Below are 21,683 nucleotides of genomic sequence, written 5' to 3' on the forward strand. Positions count from 1 at the left end.
ACTTCTCTTACCTAACTAAGTTAAGTAAAAGATAAATATGAATTTCTAGTTTAAGCACCTATTAAGACTTCAAGTTTTAAATAATATTTTTAAAATCAAGTCAATCAACAAGTGCCCACACAGATTGTCTGATATATTGTTAAAGAACAAAAAGAAACGACGCACTGGAAATCAATTTTAAATCGTTCACAACAGTGCGTCGTTGTGTGTGGTGCATTATAGAGAAATATCAAATCCTTGCAAGTACTTTTTGCAAAAAATTTTAATTTATTTATCATTCGAATAACATTTATTCAAATTGAGCAAAACAAGAACATTTTTGAGCGATTTTATGATAACTTTTGAGTGCATATTTAATTTTGTGATCTACCTCACAAAATTATTCGTACTTTTTAGAAAAGTTACTGGTATTATATATGCCATTATCCTTATTCATCTATTATATATAAAGAGGAACCTTTTATGAGCCAATTAGATGCTTTACGTGAAATGACTGTTGTTGTTGCAGATACCGGTGACATTGAAGCAATCAAACAATATCAACCGCAAGATGCAACCACTAACCCATCTTTAATTTTAAGTGCGTCTGCATTACCGCAATACGCATCATTAATTGATGACGCAGTAGCTTATGCTAAAGCAAAAAGTGATGATAAAGCCCAACAACTTATTGATGCAGAAGATAAGTTAGCAGTTAATATTGGTTTAGAAATTCTTAAAATCGTACCAGGACGTATTTCTACAGAAGTAGATGCTCGCCTTTCTTACGATACGGAAGCAACAATTGAGAAAGCTCGTCAAATTATGAAGCTTTATAACGAAGCAGGTATTAGCAATGATCGTATTCTTATTAAAATCGCTTCAACCTGGCAAGGTATCCGTGCGGCGGAAGTGTTAGAGAAAGAAGGTATCAACTGTAACTTAACCTTATTATTCTCTCAAACACAAGCTCGTGCGTGTGCAGAAGCTGGTGTTTACTTAATCTCCCCGTTTGTTGGTCGTATCTTAGACTGGTATAAAGCAACAGAGAAAAAAGAATATGCACCGGCAGAAGATCCAGGTGTAATTTCTGTTACGAATATCTATAACTACTACAAACAATACGGTTATCAAACTGTGGTTATGGGCGCAAGTTTCCGTAACGTAGGTGAAATTACCGAAATCGCAGGCTGTGACCGTTTAACTATTGCTCCACCGTTATTAAAAGAACTTGCTGAAAGCAATGCCCCGCTTGTTCGTAAATTAGAATATAAAGGTGAAGTGAAAACTCGTCCGGCACCATTAACAGAAGCGGAATTCTACTGGCAACATAACCAAGACCCAATGGCTGTTGAAAAATTAGCGGAAGGTATCCGTAAATTTGCAGTAGATATTGAGAAATTAGAAGCAATGCTTGCTGCTAAACTTTAATTACTGAATGATTGAAACAAAAATCCCAAGCGAATGCTTGGGATTTTTTATGTGATTTAGATAAGCAAGCGGTCAATTTCTCGGAATAATTTGCAAATTATTTTAGAAAATTAACCGCCTGTCATTTGATAGTGCTAAGCTAAATTGGCTGTCTCGGTACAGAACCTTGATAACCGAATTGACGCCATGCTTCATATACAACAACAGCTACCGTATTAGATAAATTCATACTGCGACTGTCTTTGCACATTGGTACTCGGATTTTTTGCGACATCGGTAAGCTATCCAAAATCGCCATCGGGATACCACGGCTTTCCGGCCCAAACATAAGGAAATCGCCTAATTCATAACTCACTTCACTATGATTCGGTTCACCTTTAGTTGTCAGCGCAAATAGACGTTTTGGCTTGGCACGTTCTAGGAAATCTTCAAAATTCTTATATTTTTGAATATCGACAAACTCGTGATAATCCAGTCCGGAACGGCGGAGCTTTTTATCATCCCACGCAAAACCTAGTGGTTCAATCATATGTAATCTAAAGCCACAGTTTGCACACAAACGGATAATATTACCGCTGTTTTGTGGGATTTCCGGTTCATATAAAACAATATCTAACATTTTTATTTACCATCAAAATATGGAATACACAAATCTCACTTGTGTATTCCAGCATTGTTAATTTTCAATATGACGAATGATCCAGCAGTTATGGATTTGTGGATTACGCTCAAAATCAAGCGGTAATGTTTTATGTGAAATATTTTCCGCTTGTAAACCTAATTCGGCTAAACCTTCGAAATCCATTTTAAAACCACGTTTATTATTCGAGAATACGATTATTCCATCCGCCGTCAAAATGCGTTTAAGCTGCGTCATTAGTTTAATATGATCACGTTGTACGTCCCAACTATCTTCCATGCGTTTTGAATTTGAGAAGGTTGGCGGATCAACGAAAATCAGCTCAAAGCGTTCTCGACATTCCGCCAACCACTGTAAGCAATCGGCTTGGAATAAGCGGTTATTACGTAGCGGTAAATTATTTAGCTCTAAATTTTGTTCCGCCCAATTCAGGTAAGTATTTGACATATCTACCGTAGTTGTGGACTTCGCACCGTTTAATGCGGCATGAATAGTAGCCGAACCGGTGTAAGCAAAGAGGTTTAGGAAAGTTTTTCCTTTTGCCATCTGCCCTACCATTTTACGTGTTAGACGGTGGTCTAAAAATAAGCCGGTATCAAGATAATCGGTTAAATTCACCCATAATTTTGCACCGTATTCGGTTACGTAGAAATAATCACCTTTATTAGCTAATTTCTCATATTGGTTTGTGCCTTTTTGCTTTTGGCGAACTTTTAAAACCAATTTATTGGTTTCCACGCCTGTTACATACAAGGTTGCAGACACGGCATCCAGTAAGCGTTGGCGAGCTTTTTGTTCGTCGATGTTTTTCGGTGCGGCATACTCTTGTACCACAATATGATCATCATAACGATCAACCGCTAAATTATATTCCGGTAAATCCGCATCATATAAACGGTACGCATTAATACCTTGCTGCTTCGCCCATTTCTCAATTTTCTTAATATTTTTCGTTAAACGATTCGCGAAATCAGGTGCAACTTGTGCATTCTGTTCAAATTTAAGTTCATCAGCTTGCTGTTCTGTCGCTGTGTGCTCACTAATTTGATAATTCTTTTGTAAACAGTCTAACGGACCATTTTTCGCTTTGAATTGACGGTGCGAACGTAAACGTAAGCAGTTCAATAATTCCGGCTCGCCACTAAAAATAGAAGCGTTCCAACCACCAAATTGTTGTTTTAAACGTTGTCCAAATACCGAATAAAGTGCAATCAACGCTGGTGTCGTACCTAAACGCTCACCGTACGGCGGGTTACAAATCACCGTACCGACTTGTTCAGAGCAAGGATTTTTTAACGCCGCTACATCACCTTGTTGCCATTGAATTAAATGTGCTACACCGGCATTTTTTGCATTCTGTTTTGCTTTAGCCAATACACGATGATCAAGGTCAAAGCCGAAGAAAAGCGGTTGAATTTCTTCATTTTGTTGTAAATAGGCTTGTTCCAACACCTCTTTCCATACTGCTTGTTGATGTCCTTTCCACGCATTAAAGCCCCAATGTTTACGATGTAATTGCGGTGCAATTCCTGCTTGCATCTGTGCCGCTTCAATCAACAACGTACCGGAACCGCACATTGGATCAACCAACGGAGTGCCTTTTTGCCAGCCGGAACGAAGAATAATCGCCGCCGCCAATGTTTCACGTAGCGGTGCTTTACCTGTGTCTTCACGGTAACCTCGCATATGTAACGCATCACCGCTTAAATCAAGCGATACCACCATATTTTCTCGGTCAAGATAAACGTGAATACGAATATCTGCATGATCTTTATCTACTGTCGGACGAGTAAAGCCTTTACGTTCAAAATAATCGACTACACCATCTTTTACTCGCATTGCGCCGAATTGGGTATTACGGATCTCTCGGTTAGTTCCGTTGAAATCAACAAAGAAAGTATCACGAGGATCAAAAATGTCTGCCCAGTTGATACCGACGATCGTTGCGTATAGATCCAGATCACTAAAAATTTTGGTGGTTACTAGAGGTAACAAGATGCGAGAAGCCAAACGGCTGTGTAGTAATGCCTGATATGCTCCTCGTTGGGTTGTCGTAAAATGCACTCCGCCTTGTGCAACTTTACACTCGGCTTGGCAGATCTGCTCTAATTCTGTTTTTAACATTTCTTCAAAACCACGAGCAGCGGTAGCAAAATAAGTTATTTGAGTTGTCATTGTTATCATTCTTTTAGCTAAAATTAGCCTTATTATAGCGGAACAAGCGGTCTAATAGTTGAAAAGTTTTACAAATTCAACTGGACAATAACTTGGTACAGATCAAAAATTAGCTGAATTACCCAAAATGGGTAACTTGCATTAGTTAAATATAACAAGCAAAATTCCTACCATTTCATTGGAGGTAAAAATGAACGAACCTTATAAAATTCTATTAATTGATGATCACCCTTTAATGCGTCAAGGTATGCGACAAATTCTTGAATTAGAAGATAATTTTGTTGTCATTGGTGAAGCCAGTAACGGTACTGATGGAATGAATATTGCATTGGATACTAATCCCGATTTAATCATTTTAGATTTGAATATGAAGGGAATTTCCGGCCTTGATACCTTACGAGCCTTAAGAAAACACGGTATTGACAGCAGAATTATCGTTTTAACGGTTTCGGACGAACAGTCTGATATTTTTGCTTTAATGGATGCCGGTGTGGACGGTTATTTATTAAAAGATAGCGATACTGCTGAACTTGTTGAGAATATCCGTAAAGCGGCACGAGGTGAAACGGTATTAAGCGAAAGTGTTAAACAACATCTATTAGAACGCCGTCCGGAAAATGATCCATTAAGTGTTTTAACAGATCGTGAACGTGATGTGTTGCAATGGATCGCAACTGGTATGTCAAATAAACAGATCGCTAGCCAACTATTTATTTCGGAAGAAACGGTCAAAGTACATATTCGTAATTTATTACGTAAATTAAACGTTCATTCTCGTGTTGCGGCAACCGTACTTTATCTTGAACAACAAAAAGGTTAGCCTCTAAAAGCGGTTAAATTTATACAAAAAGTGACAAATTTAATCGCTTATTTTTGCAAGTCTATGTAAAACCCATTCCTATTTTCTACTATAAAGGTATAATCGCTCACTTTTTAGAATACGTTGAATTTATGGCTTTACTGATTACCCACAAATGTACCAACTGTGATATGTGCTTACCTGAATGTCCGAATGAAGCAATTTCAATCGGCGATGATGTGTACGTGATTGATCCGGTGTTATGTACCGAATGTGTCGGACATTATGAAAAGCCGACCTGTCAAAAAGTTTGCCCGATTACTAACTGTATTATTCCGGATCCGGAACATCAAGAAACGCAAGAAGAGTTATGGGAAAGATTTGTGATGATTCATCACCCGGACAAGATATAAAAATAAAATATAAAAAAACGGAGAATGAACCTTCATTCTCCGTTTTTTATTATGCGTCTTTAAAGTTATAAGGCAAATCGCAAATGGCTAATGGAATGCCGTTAATTCTAAATGCGGTATCCGTTTCCACATCATTATTCATTACCACTTGCAGCCAAAGTTTATTTTGGTATGCCACGCTATTTAGGATTGTGCCGGTTGCACGCCAATTTTCACCGAGCTGCATTTCAACCGAACCACCAATCTCCGGTAAGCTCACCTCACCTTCAAATTTGCCGACTAAAGTAAACATTGCTCGCTTATTCGCACCACGATATTTTGCACGCGCTACGGTTTCTTGTCCGATATAGCAACCTTTGGTAAAAGAAATCGCATTTTCGACCGCTTGTAAATTGGTAGCCTGCGGAATCAACTCAAATTGATTCGCTTTTAGCAACATCGGAATCCCGTCTTGAATGTCGATTAAATCCCATAATTGGCTATCAGCATTGGTTTCTAGCGTTTCGCCCCAAACAATCGCACGTTTTTGCCCGTGCGGAATCACCAAAGCGGTCGTATTTTCGCGAAGTTTTGCCAAAATCTCACCGCTTGTTACGCCATAAATAGGCGTATCTAATTCGGTGAAAGTGACTTTAGAAAACACCGCATATTTTTTTAGTTGGTTAAGTGCTTCCGGCAATAAATCCACATGAATCATGGCGATAAATTTATCTGCCGCTTGACGATATAAACGGATTAACGCACTCATTTTGCCCTTCGGATCACAATGGCAAGTTAAGGTATGTTCTCCCTCTGCCAATTTCGCTACATCACAGGTTAATTGTCCTTGAAGATATTTCTCAGCATCCACACCTGCAATTTCAATTAAACGATACTGAGAAAGTTGCACGCAGAGATCTGGGTGGCTATTACTGATTTTGCTGCATTCACACGTCATAAAAACACCTACTCTAAATTCTGAATTTGCTCACGCATTTGTTCGATTAACACTTTTAATTCAACTGCTGAATTGGTTACGTCCGCATTAATAGATTTTGATGCCAACGTATTAGATTCACGATTTAGCTCTTGCATCATAAAGTCCAATTTACGACCTACCGCACCGCCTTTTTTCAAGACGTTAGTCGTTTCTTTCACATGTAACTGTAAGCGGTCTAATTCTTCCGCCACATCTACACGCTGTGCGGTTAATACCATTTCTTGCTCTAAACGTTGCGGATCTAATTGTAAATTCAGCTCGTCAAAACGTTGCTGTAATTTATCTTTCTGCCATTGCAGAATTTCCGGCATCTGTGCTTGCACTTGAGTTGCGATCTCGGCAATCGTATCTAAACGCTGTTGGATTAATGCCTGTAAATTCGCCCCTTCACGACCACGCATCGCAATAAAGTCCGCTAAAATTTGTTCAAAACCGGCTAACAGATCTTGCCCGATTTGATCCAAATCTTGTGTTTGCGTATCGACCACGCCCGGATAACGTAAAATATCCACTAAGTTGATCTCGCCCTCACCGGCAATGCCACGCAAAATTTGTAGTGAGCTGATTACCTTTTCCGCATACTCTTTATTTAATGCTAATTCACTGTTTTGGTTATTACTTAATTCGATACGTAAACTACATTCCACTTTTCCGCGTGTTAGTGATGCACGTAAACGCTCGCGCAAGGTCATTTCTAAATTACGAAATTGCTCAGGTAAACGAAAATAGGTCTCTAAAAAACGTTGATTCACCGAGCGGATTTCCCACACGGCATTGCCCCACTCTTTTTTAATTTCTAAATGGGCGAAAGCGGTCATACTATAAATCATTTTGTGTTCCTTCTTGTTAATTAACCTCGGAATATCACTGAAAAACACGGAAAGATTTTTGCAAAATTTTCGGAAAATTTAACCGCTTGCACTCATTCAAAAAAACCTTTCCGTGTATTTCCGTATTTTCCGAGGCAATAAAAATCACATTGTACTGTTTTATTTGTTAAAATGGCGAAAATTTTTAATAAAAGGAAGAAATTATGCGTCCAAATGATCGTGAACTGAATCAAGTTCGTCCGGTAAAGATTACTCGTCACTATACTCGTTATGCGGAAGGTTCCGTTTTAGTGGAATTCGGCGAAACCAAAGTTTTATGTAATGCAACCGTGGAAGAAACGGTTCCTCGCTTTTTAAAAGGTCAACAACAAGGTTGGGTAACCGCTGAATATGGTATGTTACCACGTTCTACTCACAGCCGTATGCAACGAGAAGCTGCAAAAGGTAAACAAGGCGGCAGAACCATGGAAATTCAACGCCTTATCGCACGCTCATTACGTGCAGTAGTCGATTTAAAAGCGCTTGGTGAACGTACAGTTACGGTTGATTGTGATGTGATTCAAGCAGACGGCGGTACTCGTACCGCGGCAATTACCGGTGCGTGTGTAGCGTTACACGATGCGATGAGCAAATTAGTCGCTGACGGCGTACTGAAAGAAAATCCGATGAAAGGTTTAGTAGCGGCAATTTCTGTCGGTATCGTAGACGGTAATGCGGTATGTGATTTGGAATATGTCGAAGATTCAAATGCCGAAACGGATATGAATGTGGTGATGGTCGAAGACGGCAGATTAGTCGAAGTACAAGGTACTGCGGAAGGCGAACCGTTCTCACATATGGAATTGTTACAATTACTGGATCTCGCTCACGAAGGAATTAATCAATTACTTGATGCACAACGTAAAGCACTAAATATCTAATTCTAAAAAATATGGCAACAAGCTCAAACTTGTTGCCATATTGCTATTTCGTGTGAGTTATCTATTCACTATACATTTTTCATCATGCGAGAAATACGACCTTCGGCAATTTCTTCATCACGAATCGTCATTACTTCACAGCCTTCTTTAGTTACCACAATTTGGTGTTCAAACTGTGCCGAATGGCTACGGTCTTTAGTTTTTACCGTCCAACCGTCCGGCATATTGCGGATTTCTTTTTTACCCGCATTCACCATCGGCTCAATGGTAAACACCATACCTTCTTGTAACACCACTCCACCGTCATCCGAGTTATAGTGAAGCACTTGCGGATCGCAATGGAATTCGGTACCGATACCGTGACCGCAGTATTCACGCACCACCGAGAAACCTTGCTTCTCAACATATTGCTGAATGGTTTTACCGATTTCTTTTAAACGAATGCCTGGTTTTACCGTACGTAAACCGATATAAAGCGATTCTAACGTTACGTCAATTAAACGTTTATCTCGAATGCTCGGCTCGCCAACCACATACATTTTTGAGTTGTCGCCGTAGTAACCGTCTTTAATCACCGTTACGTCAATATTTAGAATATCGCCTTTTTTCAATTTACGATCCGCACTCGGAATACCGTGGCACACCACTTCGTTCAATGAAATACAAGTCGCATTCGGGAAGCCATGATAGTTTAAACACGCCGGAATCGCCTGCTGTTCGTTTACGATATATTCATGACAAATGCGGTCTAATTCTGCGGTACTTACGCCTTCTTTCACATACGGCTCAATCATTACCAATACGTCAGAGGCTAATTTACAAGCGACACGTAATTTCTCAATCTCTTCTTCGGTTCTTAATGGAATCTTGCTCATACTGTTCTCTCTTCTTAATTCAAGCAGTTAAATTTCTCAATTTTCTTGCAAATATGCAGAAAAAAGTAAGGGGATTATACCTTTTTTCAGCATAATCCCCAAACGACTATTTCAGTTTAAATTTTTTGACTAAATAATTGAGTAATACACCGTACAACGGTAAAAACAGCAACAAGCTGACAAACAGTTTAAACGCATAGTCCACCGTACCAATAGTGAACCAATGTTCCGCCATATAAGCATCATCGCTTTTATAAAACGCCACCGCAAAGAAAGCAAAGGTGTCAATCAAGGTGCCGAAAATAGTCGAACACATCGGTGCCAACCACCAAGTTTTGCCCTGACGTAAGCGATTAAACACCACAATATCCAATAACTGCCCCACCACATAAGCACAGAAACTGGCTAAAGCGATACGAAACACAAACAGATTAAATTCGTTTAATGCATTAAAGCCTTGGAATTGCGTCTCAAAAAACAGCACCGAAATCACATAACTAATCAGCAATGCAGGCAACATTCCGACGAAAATAATTTTACGGGCAAGGCTTGCTCCAAATACACGTACGGTTAAATCTGTCGCCAAAAACACAAACGGGAAAGTAAAAGTCCCCCAAGTGGTCGGAATCACAGTATCGGTAAACGGAATCTTTACCTCAAAAGTAATCTGCACCAAATAGTTACTGATAGCGATAATAAAGATATGGAAAAGGGAAAGTAAAACTAGAGAACGACGCTTTTGTGCGTCTGAAAAATCAATTTGAAAGTTCATATTGTTCCTTTTTAAAAATAAAAAAGCCGAGGTAAGGGAACTCGGCAACCAATTTTGAGGGGCGCATTATACGCAAGCGGTCAAATTTTGCAAATTTTTTACAAAACCCAACCGCTTGTATTATTTATTTGAACCTTCTGGATGAAGCCCAATGCCCTGATGACGTTCTTTTAATTTGGCAATCACATCGCCCCATTCAAGATTCATCGAATGTAATAATACGGTTAAGTGATAGGCTAAATCCGCCGCTTCACTCACCACTTCTTCTTTATCTTGCGACACCGCCGCCAATGCGGTTTCAACGCCCTCTTCTCCCACTTTTTGAGCGATTTTCTTCACGCCTTTAGTATAGAGTTTGGCGGTATAAGAACTTTCCGGATCGGCATATTTGCGCTCGGCAAGCACCTGTTCCAATTTAGCAAACCACGTCCAATCGCCTTCGGATTGGCTTTCAAATTGGTGGAAACAACTCCCCTCACCCGTATGGCAAGTCGGCCCGATTGGATCCACTAAAATCAATAACGTATCGTTATCACAATCCAAACTCATATCCACCACATTTAAAAAATGCCCCGACGTTTCACCTTTCGTCCATAAGCGTTGTTTGGTGCGAGAATAGAAGGTTACCACTTTCTCTGCTAAGGTTTTAGCTAACGCCTCTTGGTTCATATAGCCCAACATCAGCACTTCACTGGTTTGGAAGTGTTGGATAATGACTGGGAGGAGGCTATCGACTTTTTGCCAATTAATTTTATGTATTTGCATTTATTTTCCTGTAACTAAATACCTAATTCTCTAGCGATAGAAATATATTCTAAAGAAAGGTTACCCACAATCTTTTTATTACTTCTCAAATAAGTTCCAATAACATCCACATATCTATGATCATCATATAAACAATGGATTATCGTTTTTAGATCTTGATAATTTAAACGCAATGTTTCGCTTAATCGTTTCTCTAATTCACCATAAGTAAAGTCACGCTGTTCAAATTCTTCAAAGACATCACATAAAGTATCAATTTGTTGCCCATCAAAATCAAATATTAATGCAATCTTATCAAATGCATTATTATCCCCTAAAGCCATACGTTTTAGTATGTTAAAATGGAATCGATCTTTTTCGTTCATATAAACCTCCGTATAAATTATTTAATGCTTATACAAAAATTAATTGACTCAATTCAGATTGGGGCTAATATTATTTTTTCAAGTAGCTATAGACGAACTTCAACTTTCTCGTTAGCCAAATACGCCTTCAACTCCCCAATCTCAATAATCCGCTTGTGGAACACACTTGCCGCCAATGCGCCATCTACATTTGCTTCAATAAACGCATCACGGAAATGCACCATTTCGCCAGCTCCGCCAGAGGCGATTAACGGCACATTGCACACTTCACGTACTAATTTGAGTTGGGTTAAATCGTAGCCGTTGCGAACACCGTCTTGGTTCATCATATTTAGCACGATTTCACCCGCCCCACGTTTTTGCACTTCTTGCACCCAGTCGAGCAGTTGCCAGTTGGTTTGGCGAGTGCGTTTTTCATCGCCGGTGTACTGGTTCACCCAGTATTTGCCTGTATCCGTCTCAAACCAACTATCAATGCCTACCACCACAGCTTGCACGCCAAAGCGATCTGCCAATGCGGTAATCAAATTCGGATCGGCAAGTGCGGGCGAATTGATCGAAATTTTATCCGCCCCAAAAGCGAACAATTTTTCTGCGTCTTCAATCGTCTTAATCCCGCCCGCCACACAAAACGGAATGTCGATAACCTGTGCCACACGCTCCACCCAGCTTTTATCCACCGTGCGACCGTCCGATGAGGCGGTAATGTCGTAAAACACCAACTCATCCGCCCCTTCTTCTGCATAACGTTTCGCAAGCGGTACAATATCGCCGATAATTTCGTGATTGCGGAACTGCACGCCCTTTACCACCTGCCCGTCACGCACGTCCAAACAAGGGATTATCCGTTTTGCCAACATTCAATTGCCTCCGCGACATTAAATTTGCCTTCTAACAACGCACGCCCTACGATCACGCCCGCTACGCCTGTGCTTTTTAACGCCTTGATGTCGTCAAGCGAGCCGATTCCGCCTGATGATTGGAATTGGATCTCAGGGTATTTGGCACATATTTCACGGTAAAGATCCACGTTTGAGCCTGCTAACGTGCCGTCTCGGGAAATATCGGTACATAAAACGTGCTGCAATCCGACTGCTTGATAATCTTCAATCAGCTCTTCGAGCGACACGCCACTCGCTTCTTGCCAACCGCTAATCGCAATGATTTTTTGACCGCTTGCATCAATATTTACGTCCAACGCCAGTACGAATTTTTCCGCTCCGTATTTTTCAAACCAGTCTTTAACCATTGCTCGCTCTTTCACGGCGGTTGAGCCAATCACCACACGATTTGCCCCCACTGCCAATAAATCCGCCACGTCCTGTTCGGTGCGAATACCGCCCCCCACTTGGATTTGGCAATTTATCTCCGCAATAATCTTGCCGATAAGTGCGGTCTGTCTTTTCGTAGGATCTTTCGCCCCCATCAGATCCACCAAATGCAACTGCTCCGCCCCTTGTGCGAGATAGTTTGCAAATTGCTCAAGCGGATTATCGGAATAGGTGGTTTGTCTCGCATAGTCCCCTTGATGTAGGCGAACGACATTGCCGTCGATTAAATCGAGGGCGGGGATGATGATTGATTTTTTTGCATATTGTGTTCCTGTACCTAGCACGAGCCGTGCTAGGCTGAATAAACTCAGCCGCTCTGCGGCTGTATCAAAGAGCCACAGCGTGGCTCGGATTATGTAGCCCCATACGGCTCGTATGGGGATTAAATATTCTCCACAAAATTCTTCAACAGCTGTGCCCCATTTTTGCCCGAACGCTCGGGGTGGAACTGCACGCCATAGAAGTTTTTGCTCGCAATCGCAGCCGAGAAAGGCACGCCATAATCAGCGGTGGCGATAGTATTTTCATTCGGCAACACCGCATAGCTATGTACAAAATAGAAATGACTGTTTTGCTCAATACCATGAAATAATGGGTGGTTGGCTTGATACTGAACCTTGTTCCAGCCCATATGTGGCAACGGCAAACCAGTGTTTGGAATTAGCTCAGTTTTACCAGTCATTAGGTTAAGCGTTCCTACATCGCCTTCAGCAGAAAATTCAGTCATTAACTGCATCCCCAAACAAATACCGAGCATTGGTTGCGTAGCGTTGCGGATCGCGTCAATCAAATCACGATCTTGCAAAATCTTCATCGCAGCCGCAGCCGTCCCCACACCGGGCAACAGTAACTTATCCGCCGATTTGATTTTATCTAAATCCCGACTAATCTCCGCCTGAATCCCCAGACGGTCGAATGCAAATTTTACAGATGACAGGTTTGCACAGCCTGTGTTGATGATGGTGATGTTTGGCATAATTATTTATTCTCGCTCAATTTTAGAAAATTCACTACGGATCGAATCGTGAAATTTTTTATTTTCTTTATTATCCTGTTCAATAAATTGATCAATTTTTTCTTTTAATTCTGACATTAACTTATTGTAATCATTAATCAGATTTTCATAATTATCCCACATCATTTCCTTATATAACCTTGTAATTTTATGTGTTAATTCTCCTTTACTCTCATGCCCAGTAAATGGATCTAAAATTTTTGGAATAAAGGCTATATTCCAAGGGGAACAAAATAAATATGGATTTTTAGTACTCCCAAAAATGTGAGATACTTGATAATTTCTTAAATTAGCATTGCTTCCCTTTTTAGTATATCCTGTTAAATTTTCTAATAATCTCGTAGGATAAGTATTATTGCTTGGATCTATTTCTAGATTACAATTAAAGATAGTTTTATAAAAATTTTGATATAAATGATTTTTTGAGCCATTTCGAGCATAAGATCTCACATATACTAACTCATTCTTTTTACTTATTTTGTCTTTTAACTTTTCCCATTCTATTTTAGCCTTGTCTTTCGGAATTAAAATAATAGATGAGTGAGCAAAATTTAAAAAATCATCTTCTGAAATATTAAATTTTTTAAAAAATTCTAAATATCCATCTCTCATAAATAAACTCGCAAAAACATTAGATCTACAAACGATTAAATTCCCTAAAAGCTTCACAAAAACCATCATACCTTTACCTAGCACTCTCGTGCTAGGTTACGCATAGTATTGTCGCTCTGCGACAAACTAGATTGGTTGCGGAGCAACCGCACTATGCGTAACCCTACACGCTAGTGTAGGGCATTCTCACGCTAAATCACAACACTCCCTTACTACTCGGCAATTCATTCCCTTCCACTTTAATGCACTGTCTTAACGTTCTACCGAACACTTTGAACAGGCTTTCGATTTTGTGGTGGTCATTGTCGCCTTGGGTTTTAAGGTGCAGCGTTGCCATTAGGGTGTAGGCGAGCGATTGGAAGAAATGTTCGGTCATTTCGGTGCTAAAATCGCCGACTTTTTCACGCTTGAATTTCGCTTTAAATTTGAAGTATGGGCGACCCGATAAATCCATCGTGCATTCCGCTTTGCATTCGTCCATAGGTAGCACAAAGCCGAAGCGTTGAATACCACGTTTGTCGCCTAACGCCTGTTTTAATGCTGTGCCGAGAGCAAGGGCGGTGTCTTCAACGGTGTGGTGTTCGTCAATCCACAAATCGCCTTTGCATTGCACATTCATTCGGAAACCGCCGTGCGTAGCGATTTGGTCGAGCATATGGTCTAAAAAGCCTACTCCTGTGCTGATTTGGTTTACGCCCGTTTCGTCCAGCCACACCTGCACTTTGATGTTGGTTTCTTTGGTGGTGCGAACCACTTCCGCATAGCGTGGAGAGCGTTCACAAGCGGTCGTTTTTGGCAATAATTTTTCCACAATCAGATCCCAATCCAATTTTTCTGGGTGATATTGCAACGCCTGAATACCAATATTTTCCGCCAATTGCACGTCTGTCGCACGGTCGCCAATCACAAAACTGCGGTCAGGATCGAACAATTTTTTGTCGATATATTTTTTCAGTAATTTGATCTTCGGTTTACGGCAATCGCAGTTATCTTCTGGCTTGTGCGGACAAATCAAAATCGCATCAAATTCAATGCCTTGCGAGCGGAAAATCTCCAACATCGCATTGTGCGGTTTGTCGAAATTTTCTTGCGGAAACGACTCCGTACCTAAACCGTCTTGATTGCTAACCATCACAAAACGGTAGTGATCTTTTAATTTCAGTAACGCAGGAATCACATTACGTTCCAGTTTGAGTTTTTCCAAGCTGTCGATTTGGAAATCAGTTTTCGGCTCATCAATCAAAGTGCCATCACGGTCGATGAATAGGGTGGGTTGCATATTGGTTCTCCTGTTTCCTAGCACTCTCGTGCTAGGTTAAGCATAGTGGCGATACTCTGTGTCGCTATAGATCTTTTTCAAAAAATTTTTCGTTGATTTCAATACCAGCTTCGGTCAATAAGAATTTGGTTTCATCAACAAAATTCTGCGTTTTATGATGTTCTTTCTGATTTTTAATGTAATTGATGATTTTTGCTTTATCTCGTTCGCAATAGGTCAAAGAACAATATCCTCTCGACCACGCATAAAATTCAGGAAATAAATGTTTATTTTCATCAATCCATTTATGGGTTGTCGTTTTCAATTTCTGCACAAATTCCGCTACGGAAAGCGTAGGGTGCAGCTCCACCAAAAGATGAATATGATCTGGCATACCGTTCACTCTATAAAGCACAGAATTATGCTCCCGTACAAATCCCCAAATATAGCGATAAAGATATTCTTCATTTTCTTCTACGATACTCGGCACGCCATATTTTGTACGAAAAATAATGTGGTATAGGTTTCTAGTGTAGCTCATGTTTCCTCCTTTTGACAATGTCGCAGAGCGACATCACTATGCATAACCACGTACGTTAGTGCGTGTTTTTTGCTCATATCCTAGCACTACGTACTAGGTTACGCATAGTACTGATGCTCCGCATCAGGCTACTCGGATTTCATCGATTACTCTCTCTAACTCCTCTCTCGTGCCAATCGAGATACGAATACAGTCTTGAAGTCCAAGAGCTTTGTGTTGATCACGCAAAATAATGCCTTTTTCCCACAGCGCTTTAAACACTTTTTGTCCGTCTTGGAATTTGACGAGAACGTAGTTGGCTTCGGTGTCGAAAATTTCCGCCACATTCGGAATGGTTTTAAGCTGTTCAATTAGCCACGCTCGGTTTTCTAGCACATTTGCTACACGTTGCTTCATCTCATTTAAGCCCTGTTCGGTTAAGGCTTGGGTGGCTATGTCGGAAACTGGTACGGGTAACGGATAAGGTGCAATCACTTTTTGTAGCACGCCGATCAATTCTTCATTGGCAAGGGTAAAACCGCAACGTAGCCCTGCTAGAGCAAAGGCTTTAGAAAGTGTACGGATAATTGCTAAATTCGGGTAATTAGCAAGTTCATTAACCATTGTCGCTTCAGGGCAAAATTCGATGTAGGCTTCGTCCACCACCACAATCGCTCGTCCTGCGGTGATTTGCAAAAGTTTGAGTAAATCCGACCGCTTGACGAGCGTGCCTGTCGGGTTGTTTGGGCTACAGACAAACACCACTTTTACGCTATCAAGGTTGCGTTCGATTTCAGGCAAATTAAGCTGAAAATCAGCGGTTAAAGGCACGGTTTTTAGAGCGATACCGCACGTTTCTGCCGACACGCTGTACATTCCGTAAGTCGGTGGGCAGTAAAGCACGCTGTCAGTCGGCTCGCAGAATGCTCGAATAATCAGCTCAATGCTTTCATCACCACCACGGGTAACGATCACATTTTCAGGGCGAACGCCTGCGTATTTGGCGTAGCTGTTTACCACATCCGATGGTTGTGCTTCTGGATAGCGGTTAAAAGTACGGTTAATTAAATCGAAGTTTGGCGAAGTTGGGTATTCATTCGCATTCAGCCATACATCGCCATTGCCTCCCAAACGGCGTGCTGATTGGTATGGGGTTAGAGCTTGTACATTTTTTCGAGAGAGTTGTGAGATTTGCATATTTTGTTCCTGTTTTTTACCCCATACTGACGTATGGGGTTAAGCATTGTATGGTTGCTCTGCAACCGATTTACTTGTCGTAGAGCGACAACATTATACGTAACCACGCACGTTAGTACGTGGGGCTAGGCAATCTTCGCCAATCGAATCGAAACCGCCTGTTTATGAGCCTCCAACTGTTCGGCTGCTGCCATTACTTCCACCGTTTTGGCAAGATCTTTAAAGCCCTGTGGCGTGAGTTCTTGTACGGTCATGCGTTTGCTGAAATCGGCTAAACCTAAGCTTGATGTGGTATGGGTGTAGCCGTAGGTTGGTAGCACGTGGTTTGTGCCACTGGCGTAATCTCCCATACTTTCAGGGGAATATGCCCCCAAGAAAATCGAACCTGCGTTGTCGAGTCTATCGAGTAGAGAACGGGCATTTTCCACTTGAACTACTAAATGTTCCGGTGCATATTCGTTGCTGATTTCGACCGCTTGTTCGAGGCTTTCGGCGATGAAAATTCGGCTATGTTCTAAGGCTTTACAAGCGGTTTCTTTTCTCGGCAATGTTGCAAGTTGGCGTTCAATGGCAAGTGCGGTCTGTTTTGCTAAGGTTTCGCTTGGAGTAACCAAAATCACTTGGCTATCCGCCCCGTGTTCCGCTTGGGAAAGTAAGTCGCTTGCCACAAAATCGGGATCAGCAAATTCATCGGCAAGCACCAATACTTCCGAAGGTCCTGCCTGCATATCAATCGCCGCCCCATTTACGCTTTGCGACACTTGGCGTTTGGCTTCGGTAACAAAACTGTTGCCCGGCCCGAAAATTTTATCCACTTTCGCCACCGTTTCTGTACCGTAAGCCATTGCCACAATCGCCTGAGAACCGCCCACTTGGTAAATGGTTTCCACACCACATAAATTCGCAGCATATAAAATCGCATCGGCAATTGGTGGCGGTGAACAAAGTACCACTTTTTTACAACCGGCAATTTTTGCCGGAATCGCTAACATTAATACAGTAGAAAATAACGGTGCAGATCCGCCCGGAATATATAAACCGACACGATTAATCGGGCGAGTTAGCACTTGGCAACGCACACCAGCTTGAGTTTCGATGTCAACCGGCTGTGGAATTTGAGCTGTGTGAAATTTTTCGATATTTGCTTTGGCATTTTGGATTGCTTGTTTTAGCTCATCTGATAAACGATCGCTTGCTGCTTGAATCTGTGCTTTTGAAATAACAAGATTATCTAATTTCACTTTGTCAAATTTTTCCGAAAGCTCAAACAAAGCCTTATCTCCATTTGCCAAAACATTTTCACGAATAGAATCGACTGCTTGTTGAATATTGAACGCAGAGCTGATTGCAGGACGAGTCAATGCTGCTTGGCATTGTTGTTCGGTTAAGTTTTTCCAGATTAGGGTTTGCATTTTATTTTCCTTTTATTCCTGTATAAGATGTGAATTTTAAGTATAAAAAAACCTCTCGGAAGTTGCCTTCCGAGAGGTTATGTATTTTGCTGCTGTATGCGATTGCGATTTATACGTACTCGGAAGATTTGCTATCTTCCGACCACATTCAAATGCCCGAAAGATATCAGGTTGAATGATGGTGATGATGAGTACGGATAAAGTTCATAATAGGTTTCTCAATATAAATTGTTTGAATTGCTTTTCAAAATACGCTCAAAATTTATAGATTGCAAGCTGTTTTTGCGAAAAAATGAAAATATTATGCAATCGTTTTCGTATCAGCTTTATTAAGCATTTTTGGTTAAAATAGCCAACAATTCTGCTTCAACTTGTTTACCGAATTTACCCATACGAAAATCAGCTTTCAGTTCGTCAAATTTTTCCGGTTCCGCTTCCATCTTCTGTTTTAAGAATTGCGGAAACTCACATAAAACTAATTCAGTTTTGCCGTTACGAATATCAAAGATGCTTGGAATTTTCTGTGCGGAAATGACCGCTTGTTGTTGCTCATCACTATCAAAATGCTTACGCTCTTTGTTATCTTTACGTGAAACGTATTTCACGTTGATATTCGGATTGAGCTTCGTCATACGTTGGAAGTAAGCCACGATTTCGACACAATCCGGGCAATAAGGCTCTGCCATTACTAACCAATCGCCCTGTACGCCGAGTGCTTTAAGTTTTTCCTCAGTTTCTGCTTCAAGTTTGACATCAACGTAAACCTCAAGCTGATTTTCACGGTCTTCGTCACTACTAAATTCTAAATATTCATAAAAATGTGCCATAGGATATCCTTTTAAGTAAACGTAACTATATTTGTTTTAGTGTCGCCAAATAATTTCACAATCAACTTTGGCATTACCAATCGCTTTACGTTGTAGCTTCTCACATACAAGTTGGAATGTTCTTAACGCAATCTGTTCGTGATCTTGTGCAATCGAATGAATATGAAACGGTAATGCGTCTAATAAATGATGATCATCAAAAGTCGCTAAATGTAACTCACGATTAAGTAATTTTTCCATTTGTTTATGTTCGGTCAAATAACGCAATACCCCTTCTAAAATCGTATAAGAAGCGGTAAAAACGGCTTCCGGTAAACGCCCTAAACGCTCAACCACTTCAGCTAGCATTTGGTAACCTGATTCCGGTTGGTAATCTTTATGCAAAATCCAATCGCTTTGTACCGCTAAACGTGATTGCTCTAAACCTTCGTAAAAACCTTCCAAACGAGAAGCACTCGGCGAAAGTGAAAGTTGTCCGCCTAAATAGAAAAATTCTTTCGGTTGATAAGCTCGTACGATATTTTCCACCAGTTTCGCCACACTTGGCGTGTCATCACTGATTATGTAATTTAGTTCCAAATTAGGGATATGGCGGTCGATATGCAAGACCGGTGTATGACGAATGATTTTTTGATAATAGTTCGGATCTTGGTGAGTTGGTGCGGTAATCAGCAAATCAACCTGACGATCCAATAAGCGTTCTATTACCAGTTTTTCTTGTTGCGGATTATCATCGGAACAGGCAATTACAAGCTGTAAACCGTTTTCACGGCATAGCTTTTCAAGATTGCGAGCGGTGGATGCAAAGCCGTAATTGGTGAGATCCGGAATCACCAAACCAATAACGTTAGAGCGTTGTGCTTGTAATGCTTTGGCATAAACATTAGCACGATAGCCGTATTGCTCGGCAATCGCTTGCACTTTTTGGCGAGTTTCAGGCTTGATACGAAAATCATCACTTTTACCGTTAAGAATCATACTTGCAGTCGTTTTTGATACCCCACTGAGTGCGGCAATATCATTGAGCGTTAGACGTTTTTTAGGTTTTGATTCCACGGTTTTTCCTTAAAAATAATTTTCGTATGGAGGTAAAACGGCACAAGTTTTACTTGTGCCTTATTATTTTAATTTTGGATTTGAATCGCCTGTACTTGGGCAATTTGTACTGTTAACGGACGAGAAGTTTCTAACAGATTGATTCGATTTGCAATAAAGAATCGTGATGTCATCACTTTTTCTCCGCTATTGATGAAAATTTCTACCACTGAACGGTCAAAGAAAATCTCTAAGCTGTCGAGTTTATCAACTTGGCAATGACGCAGGCTACCAAATTTTTCCATTAATTCAGTTTGCTCCGTTGCACTGCGATCTAGCGTTAATAAACCGTTCTCATAACGTAAACCTAGTGTTTGTCCGTTATCATTGCTAAAGAAATTTAATGCAAGCGGTTGATTTTCGACAGAAATTTGCAAATAAGCCGTATCAAGATTGTCGATTGTAATTTTTTGGTCAATTTCGACCGCTTGTTTTGCTGCGAGTTGAACGATTGGTGTTTGCTGAATTTTACCGTTTGTGACTTTCATTTGGCGTGGCAGGCTTAAGGTTGAATGCCATTTATATTTATCGGTCGGGTAAGTTAAATCCGGTAAGCCGACCCAACCGAAGACGATGCGATCAGAGTTTTGTACCGATTGCGGCGCATAGAAATCAAAACCGTAGTCTAGCTCTTCAATATGCTCGGCAATTAAGCTATTACCCTCTAATTTACCTAACGCATAGGTCGCATGATAATTATTTTGGAAGCGGTGTGCTTCACGTAATTTGCCTTGTGGCGACCAAACAAACACATCTTTACCGCCAAGTTGGAACAGATCCGGACATTCCCACATAAACACATGGCTGTTATCAAAGTCTTTTACCGCTAATTCGGAGATTAAACGAGGTGTGCTATCGAGATCGTCCATTTCATACACTAAGCACGTTCCGGTAAGGTTCTCACGTTGCGCACCAAGCACAAAGCGAATTTTACCTTCTGCGCTAATAAACGGTTTAGGATCACGAACGTGCTCGGTATAGCCAGCCGGTGCTTGGTCGATAATGCAACGTTTTTCCAATAATTTGCCCGATTTATCAAAAATCGCAATGTTTTGGTGCGGAACACGTTGGTTATCGCTCGCACGGCGAGTATTACCGGTGTAAAACGCTACGATTTTGTCTTGCCACATAATTGCACCGCCTGAATAGCAACCGTGTGATTCAAACATTTCATCAGGGATCAAGCGGTCGGATTTTTCAAAAGTTTGGAAATCACGGGTAATAAAATGTTCCCAGTGTTTCATTCCATGCAAGGCATCATAAGGGAACCATTGTGCGAAGATATGGTATTTCTCACCGTCAAAAATTAAACCGTTCGGATCGTTAAATAAACCGGTTTGTGGCGCTAAATGGTAGGTCGGATAGAAATCCTTATCGGAAAGCACGGTTTGGCGGATTGTAGCTAATTCGCCTTGTTCTGCTGCGTGAAGACTTTTGTATTTGCCGTTATTGAAAATGTGCATAGTAAAATCC

At 40.8% G+C, this 21,683-nt stretch carries 23 protein-coding genes and 1 other annotated feature; of the genes, 4 read left to right on the top strand and 19 right to left on the bottom strand.

Translation table 11 applies throughout. The features are described 5' to 3' along the window. The first annotated feature begins 462 nt into the window (after positions 1 to 462). Entirely contained in the window at positions 463 to 1,410 is a 948-nt protein-coding gene (gene tal, locus NYR60_RS05250) for a transaldolase (RefSeq protein ID WP_279465933.1), read from the top strand. Between the two features lie 139 nt (positions 1,411 to 1,549). Here the strand turns inward: tal and trmL are convergent, their stop codons facing one another. Together trmL and rlmKL are read right to left on the bottom strand one after the other, a co-directional pair. Further along, positions 1,550 to 2,029, bottom strand: a complete 480-nt coding sequence (gene trmL, locus NYR60_RS05255; RefSeq protein WP_005600016.1) for a tRNA (uridine(34)/cytosine(34)/5-carboxymethylaminomethyluridine(34)-2'-O)-methyltransferase TrmL — start codon at positions 2,027 to 2,029, stop codon at positions 1,550 to 1,552. 57 nt (positions 2,030 to 2,086) lie between these two features. Next, complete coding sequence (rlmKL, locus tag NYR60_RS05260; RefSeq protein WP_279465934.1) at positions 2,087 to 4,225, bottom strand: bifunctional 23S rRNA (guanine(2069)-N(7))-methyltransferase RlmK/23S rRNA (guanine(2445)-N(2))-methyltransferase RlmL; 2,139 nt, start codon at positions 4,223 to 4,225, stop codon at positions 2,087 to 2,089. 190 nt (positions 4,226 to 4,415) lie between these two features. On the opposite strand from rlmKL, the gene NYR60_RS05265 reads away from it, so the two are divergent. Continuing rightward, positions 4,416 to 5,045, top strand: a complete 630-nt coding sequence (locus tag NYR60_RS05265) for a response regulator (protein ID WP_279445209.1) — start codon at positions 4,416 to 4,418, stop codon at positions 5,043 to 5,045. 131 nt (positions 5,046 to 5,176) lie between these two features. After that, a complete protein-coding gene (locus tag NYR60_RS05270; RefSeq protein WP_005614274.1) occupies positions 5,177 to 5,437 on the top strand; it encodes a YfhL family 4Fe-4S dicluster ferredoxin in 261 nt (86 codons plus the stop codon). A gap of 49 nt (positions 5,438 to 5,486) precedes the next feature. On the opposite strand, the gene NYR60_RS05275 is transcribed toward NYR60_RS05270, so the two are convergent. Continuing rightward, positions 5,487 to 6,374, bottom strand: coding sequence for a folate-binding protein (locus NYR60_RS05275; protein ID WP_279465935.1), 888 nt, complete (start codon positions 6,372 to 6,374; stop codon positions 5,487 to 5,489). Between the two features lie 8 nt (positions 6,375 to 6,382). Then, on the bottom strand, positions 6,383 to 7,246 hold the full coding sequence (locus tag NYR60_RS05280) for a YicC/YloC family endoribonuclease (protein ID WP_279465936.1): 864 nt from the start codon (positions 7,244 to 7,246) through the stop codon (positions 6,383 to 6,385). A 203-nt stretch (positions 7,247 to 7,449) separates the two neighbouring features. On the opposite strand from NYR60_RS05280, the gene rph reads away from it, so the two are divergent. Next, a complete protein-coding gene (gene rph / locus NYR60_RS05285) occupies positions 7,450 to 8,166 on the top strand; it encodes a ribonuclease PH (RefSeq protein WP_279465937.1) in 717 nt (238 codons plus the stop codon). Between the two features lie 68 nt (positions 8,167 to 8,234). Here rph and map read toward each other — a convergent pair whose 3' ends face one another. The 15 genes from map to NYR60_RS05360 all read right to left on the bottom strand — a co-directional run bounded on the left by map (position 8,235) and on the right by NYR60_RS05360 (position 21,673). Beyond that, a complete protein-coding gene (gene map, locus NYR60_RS05290; protein WP_005602974.1) occupies positions 8,235 to 9,041 on the bottom strand; it encodes a type I methionyl aminopeptidase in 807 nt (268 codons plus the stop codon). Between the two features lie 106 nt (positions 9,042 to 9,147). Beyond that, a complete protein-coding gene (locus tag NYR60_RS05295) occupies positions 9,148 to 9,813 on the bottom strand; it encodes a 7-cyano-7-deazaguanine/7-aminomethyl-7-deazaguanine transporter (protein WP_279440824.1) in 666 nt (221 codons plus the stop codon). Positions 9,814 to 9,933: 120 nt separating this feature from the next. Further along, on the bottom strand, positions 9,934 to 10,578 hold the full coding sequence (hisIE, locus tag NYR60_RS05300) for a bifunctional phosphoribosyl-AMP cyclohydrolase/phosphoribosyl-ATP diphosphatase HisIE (RefSeq protein WP_279465939.1): 645 nt from the start codon (positions 10,576 to 10,578) through the stop codon (positions 9,934 to 9,936). A 14-nt stretch (positions 10,579 to 10,592) separates the two neighbouring features. Further along, on the bottom strand, positions 10,593 to 10,943 hold the full coding sequence (locus NYR60_RS05305) for a hypothetical protein (RefSeq protein ID WP_278226838.1): 351 nt from the start codon (positions 10,941 to 10,943) through the stop codon (positions 10,593 to 10,595). 86 nt (positions 10,944 to 11,029) lie between these two features. Next, entirely contained in the window at positions 11,030 to 11,803 is a 774-nt protein-coding gene (hisF, locus tag NYR60_RS05310) for an imidazole glycerol phosphate synthase subunit HisF (protein ID WP_279465940.1), read from the bottom strand. Next, on the bottom strand, positions 11,785 to 12,558 hold the full coding sequence (hisA, locus tag NYR60_RS05315; RefSeq protein ID WP_279465941.1) for a 1-(5-phosphoribosyl)-5-[(5-phosphoribosylamino)methylideneamino]imidazole-4-carboxamide isomerase: 774 nt from the start codon (positions 12,556 to 12,558) through the stop codon (positions 11,785 to 11,787). Before hisA ends, hisF begins: the two co-directional genes overlap by 19 nt. Positions 12,559 to 12,656: 98 nt before the next feature. Beyond that, a complete protein-coding gene (gene hisH, locus NYR60_RS05320) occupies positions 12,657 to 13,250 on the bottom strand; it encodes an imidazole glycerol phosphate synthase subunit HisH (RefSeq protein ID WP_279465942.1) in 594 nt (197 codons plus the stop codon). A gap of 6 nt (positions 13,251 to 13,256) precedes the next feature. Continuing rightward, positions 13,257 to 13,970, bottom strand: a complete 714-nt coding sequence (locus NYR60_RS05325) for a hypothetical protein (RefSeq protein ID WP_279465943.1) — start codon at positions 13,968 to 13,970, stop codon at positions 13,257 to 13,259. Between the two features lie 127 nt (positions 13,971 to 14,097). Then, positions 14,098 to 15,180 (bottom strand): bifunctional histidinol-phosphatase/imidazoleglycerol-phosphate dehydratase HisB, encoded by a 1,083-nt coding sequence (gene hisB, locus NYR60_RS05330; RefSeq protein WP_279465944.1) that lies wholly within the window; start codon positions 15,178 to 15,180, stop codon positions 14,098 to 14,100. Positions 15,181 to 15,244: 64 nt separating this feature from the next. Beyond that, a complete protein-coding gene (tnpA, locus tag NYR60_RS05335; protein WP_279465945.1) occupies positions 15,245 to 15,700 on the bottom strand; it encodes an IS200/IS605 family transposase in 456 nt (151 codons plus the stop codon). 123 nt (positions 15,701 to 15,823) lie between these two features. Further along, entirely contained in the window at positions 15,824 to 16,876 is a 1,053-nt protein-coding gene (gene hisC / locus NYR60_RS05340) for a histidinol-phosphate transaminase (RefSeq protein ID WP_279465946.1), read from the bottom strand. A gap of 125 nt (positions 16,877 to 17,001) precedes the next feature. Then, the gene (hisD, locus tag NYR60_RS05345; RefSeq protein WP_279465947.1) at positions 17,002 to 18,288 is read right to left on the bottom strand and encodes a histidinol dehydrogenase; all 1,287 of its coding nucleotides are present in this window, start codon (positions 18,286 to 18,288) and stop codon (positions 17,002 to 17,004) included. 43 nt (positions 18,289 to 18,331) lie between these two features. Next, positions 18,332 to 18,476 (bottom strand) — a sequence feature (His leader region). Between the two features lie 141 nt (positions 18,477 to 18,617). After that, complete coding sequence (locus tag NYR60_RS05350) at positions 18,618 to 19,115, bottom strand: thioredoxin family protein (protein WP_279465948.1); 498 nt, start codon at positions 19,113 to 19,115, stop codon at positions 18,618 to 18,620. A gap of 36 nt (positions 19,116 to 19,151) precedes the next feature. Further along, on the bottom strand, positions 19,152 to 20,171 hold the full coding sequence (locus tag NYR60_RS05355; protein ID WP_279465949.1) for a LacI family DNA-binding transcriptional regulator: 1,020 nt from the start codon (positions 20,169 to 20,171) through the stop codon (positions 19,152 to 19,154). A 68-nt stretch (positions 20,172 to 20,239) separates the two neighbouring features. Next, positions 20,240 to 21,673 carry a glycoside hydrolase family 32 protein gene (locus NYR60_RS05360; RefSeq protein ID WP_279465950.1) on the bottom strand — a complete coding sequence of 478 codons (1,434 nt, stop codon included), beginning with the start codon at positions 21,671 to 21,673 and terminating at the stop codon, positions 20,240 to 20,242. Positions 21,674 to 21,683: the final 10 nt, after the last annotated feature.

The sequence above is a fragment of the Actinobacillus genomosp. 2 genome, from assembly GCF_029773605.1.
Lineage (GTDB): Bacteria > Pseudomonadota > Gammaproteobacteria > Enterobacterales > Pasteurellaceae > Actinobacillus.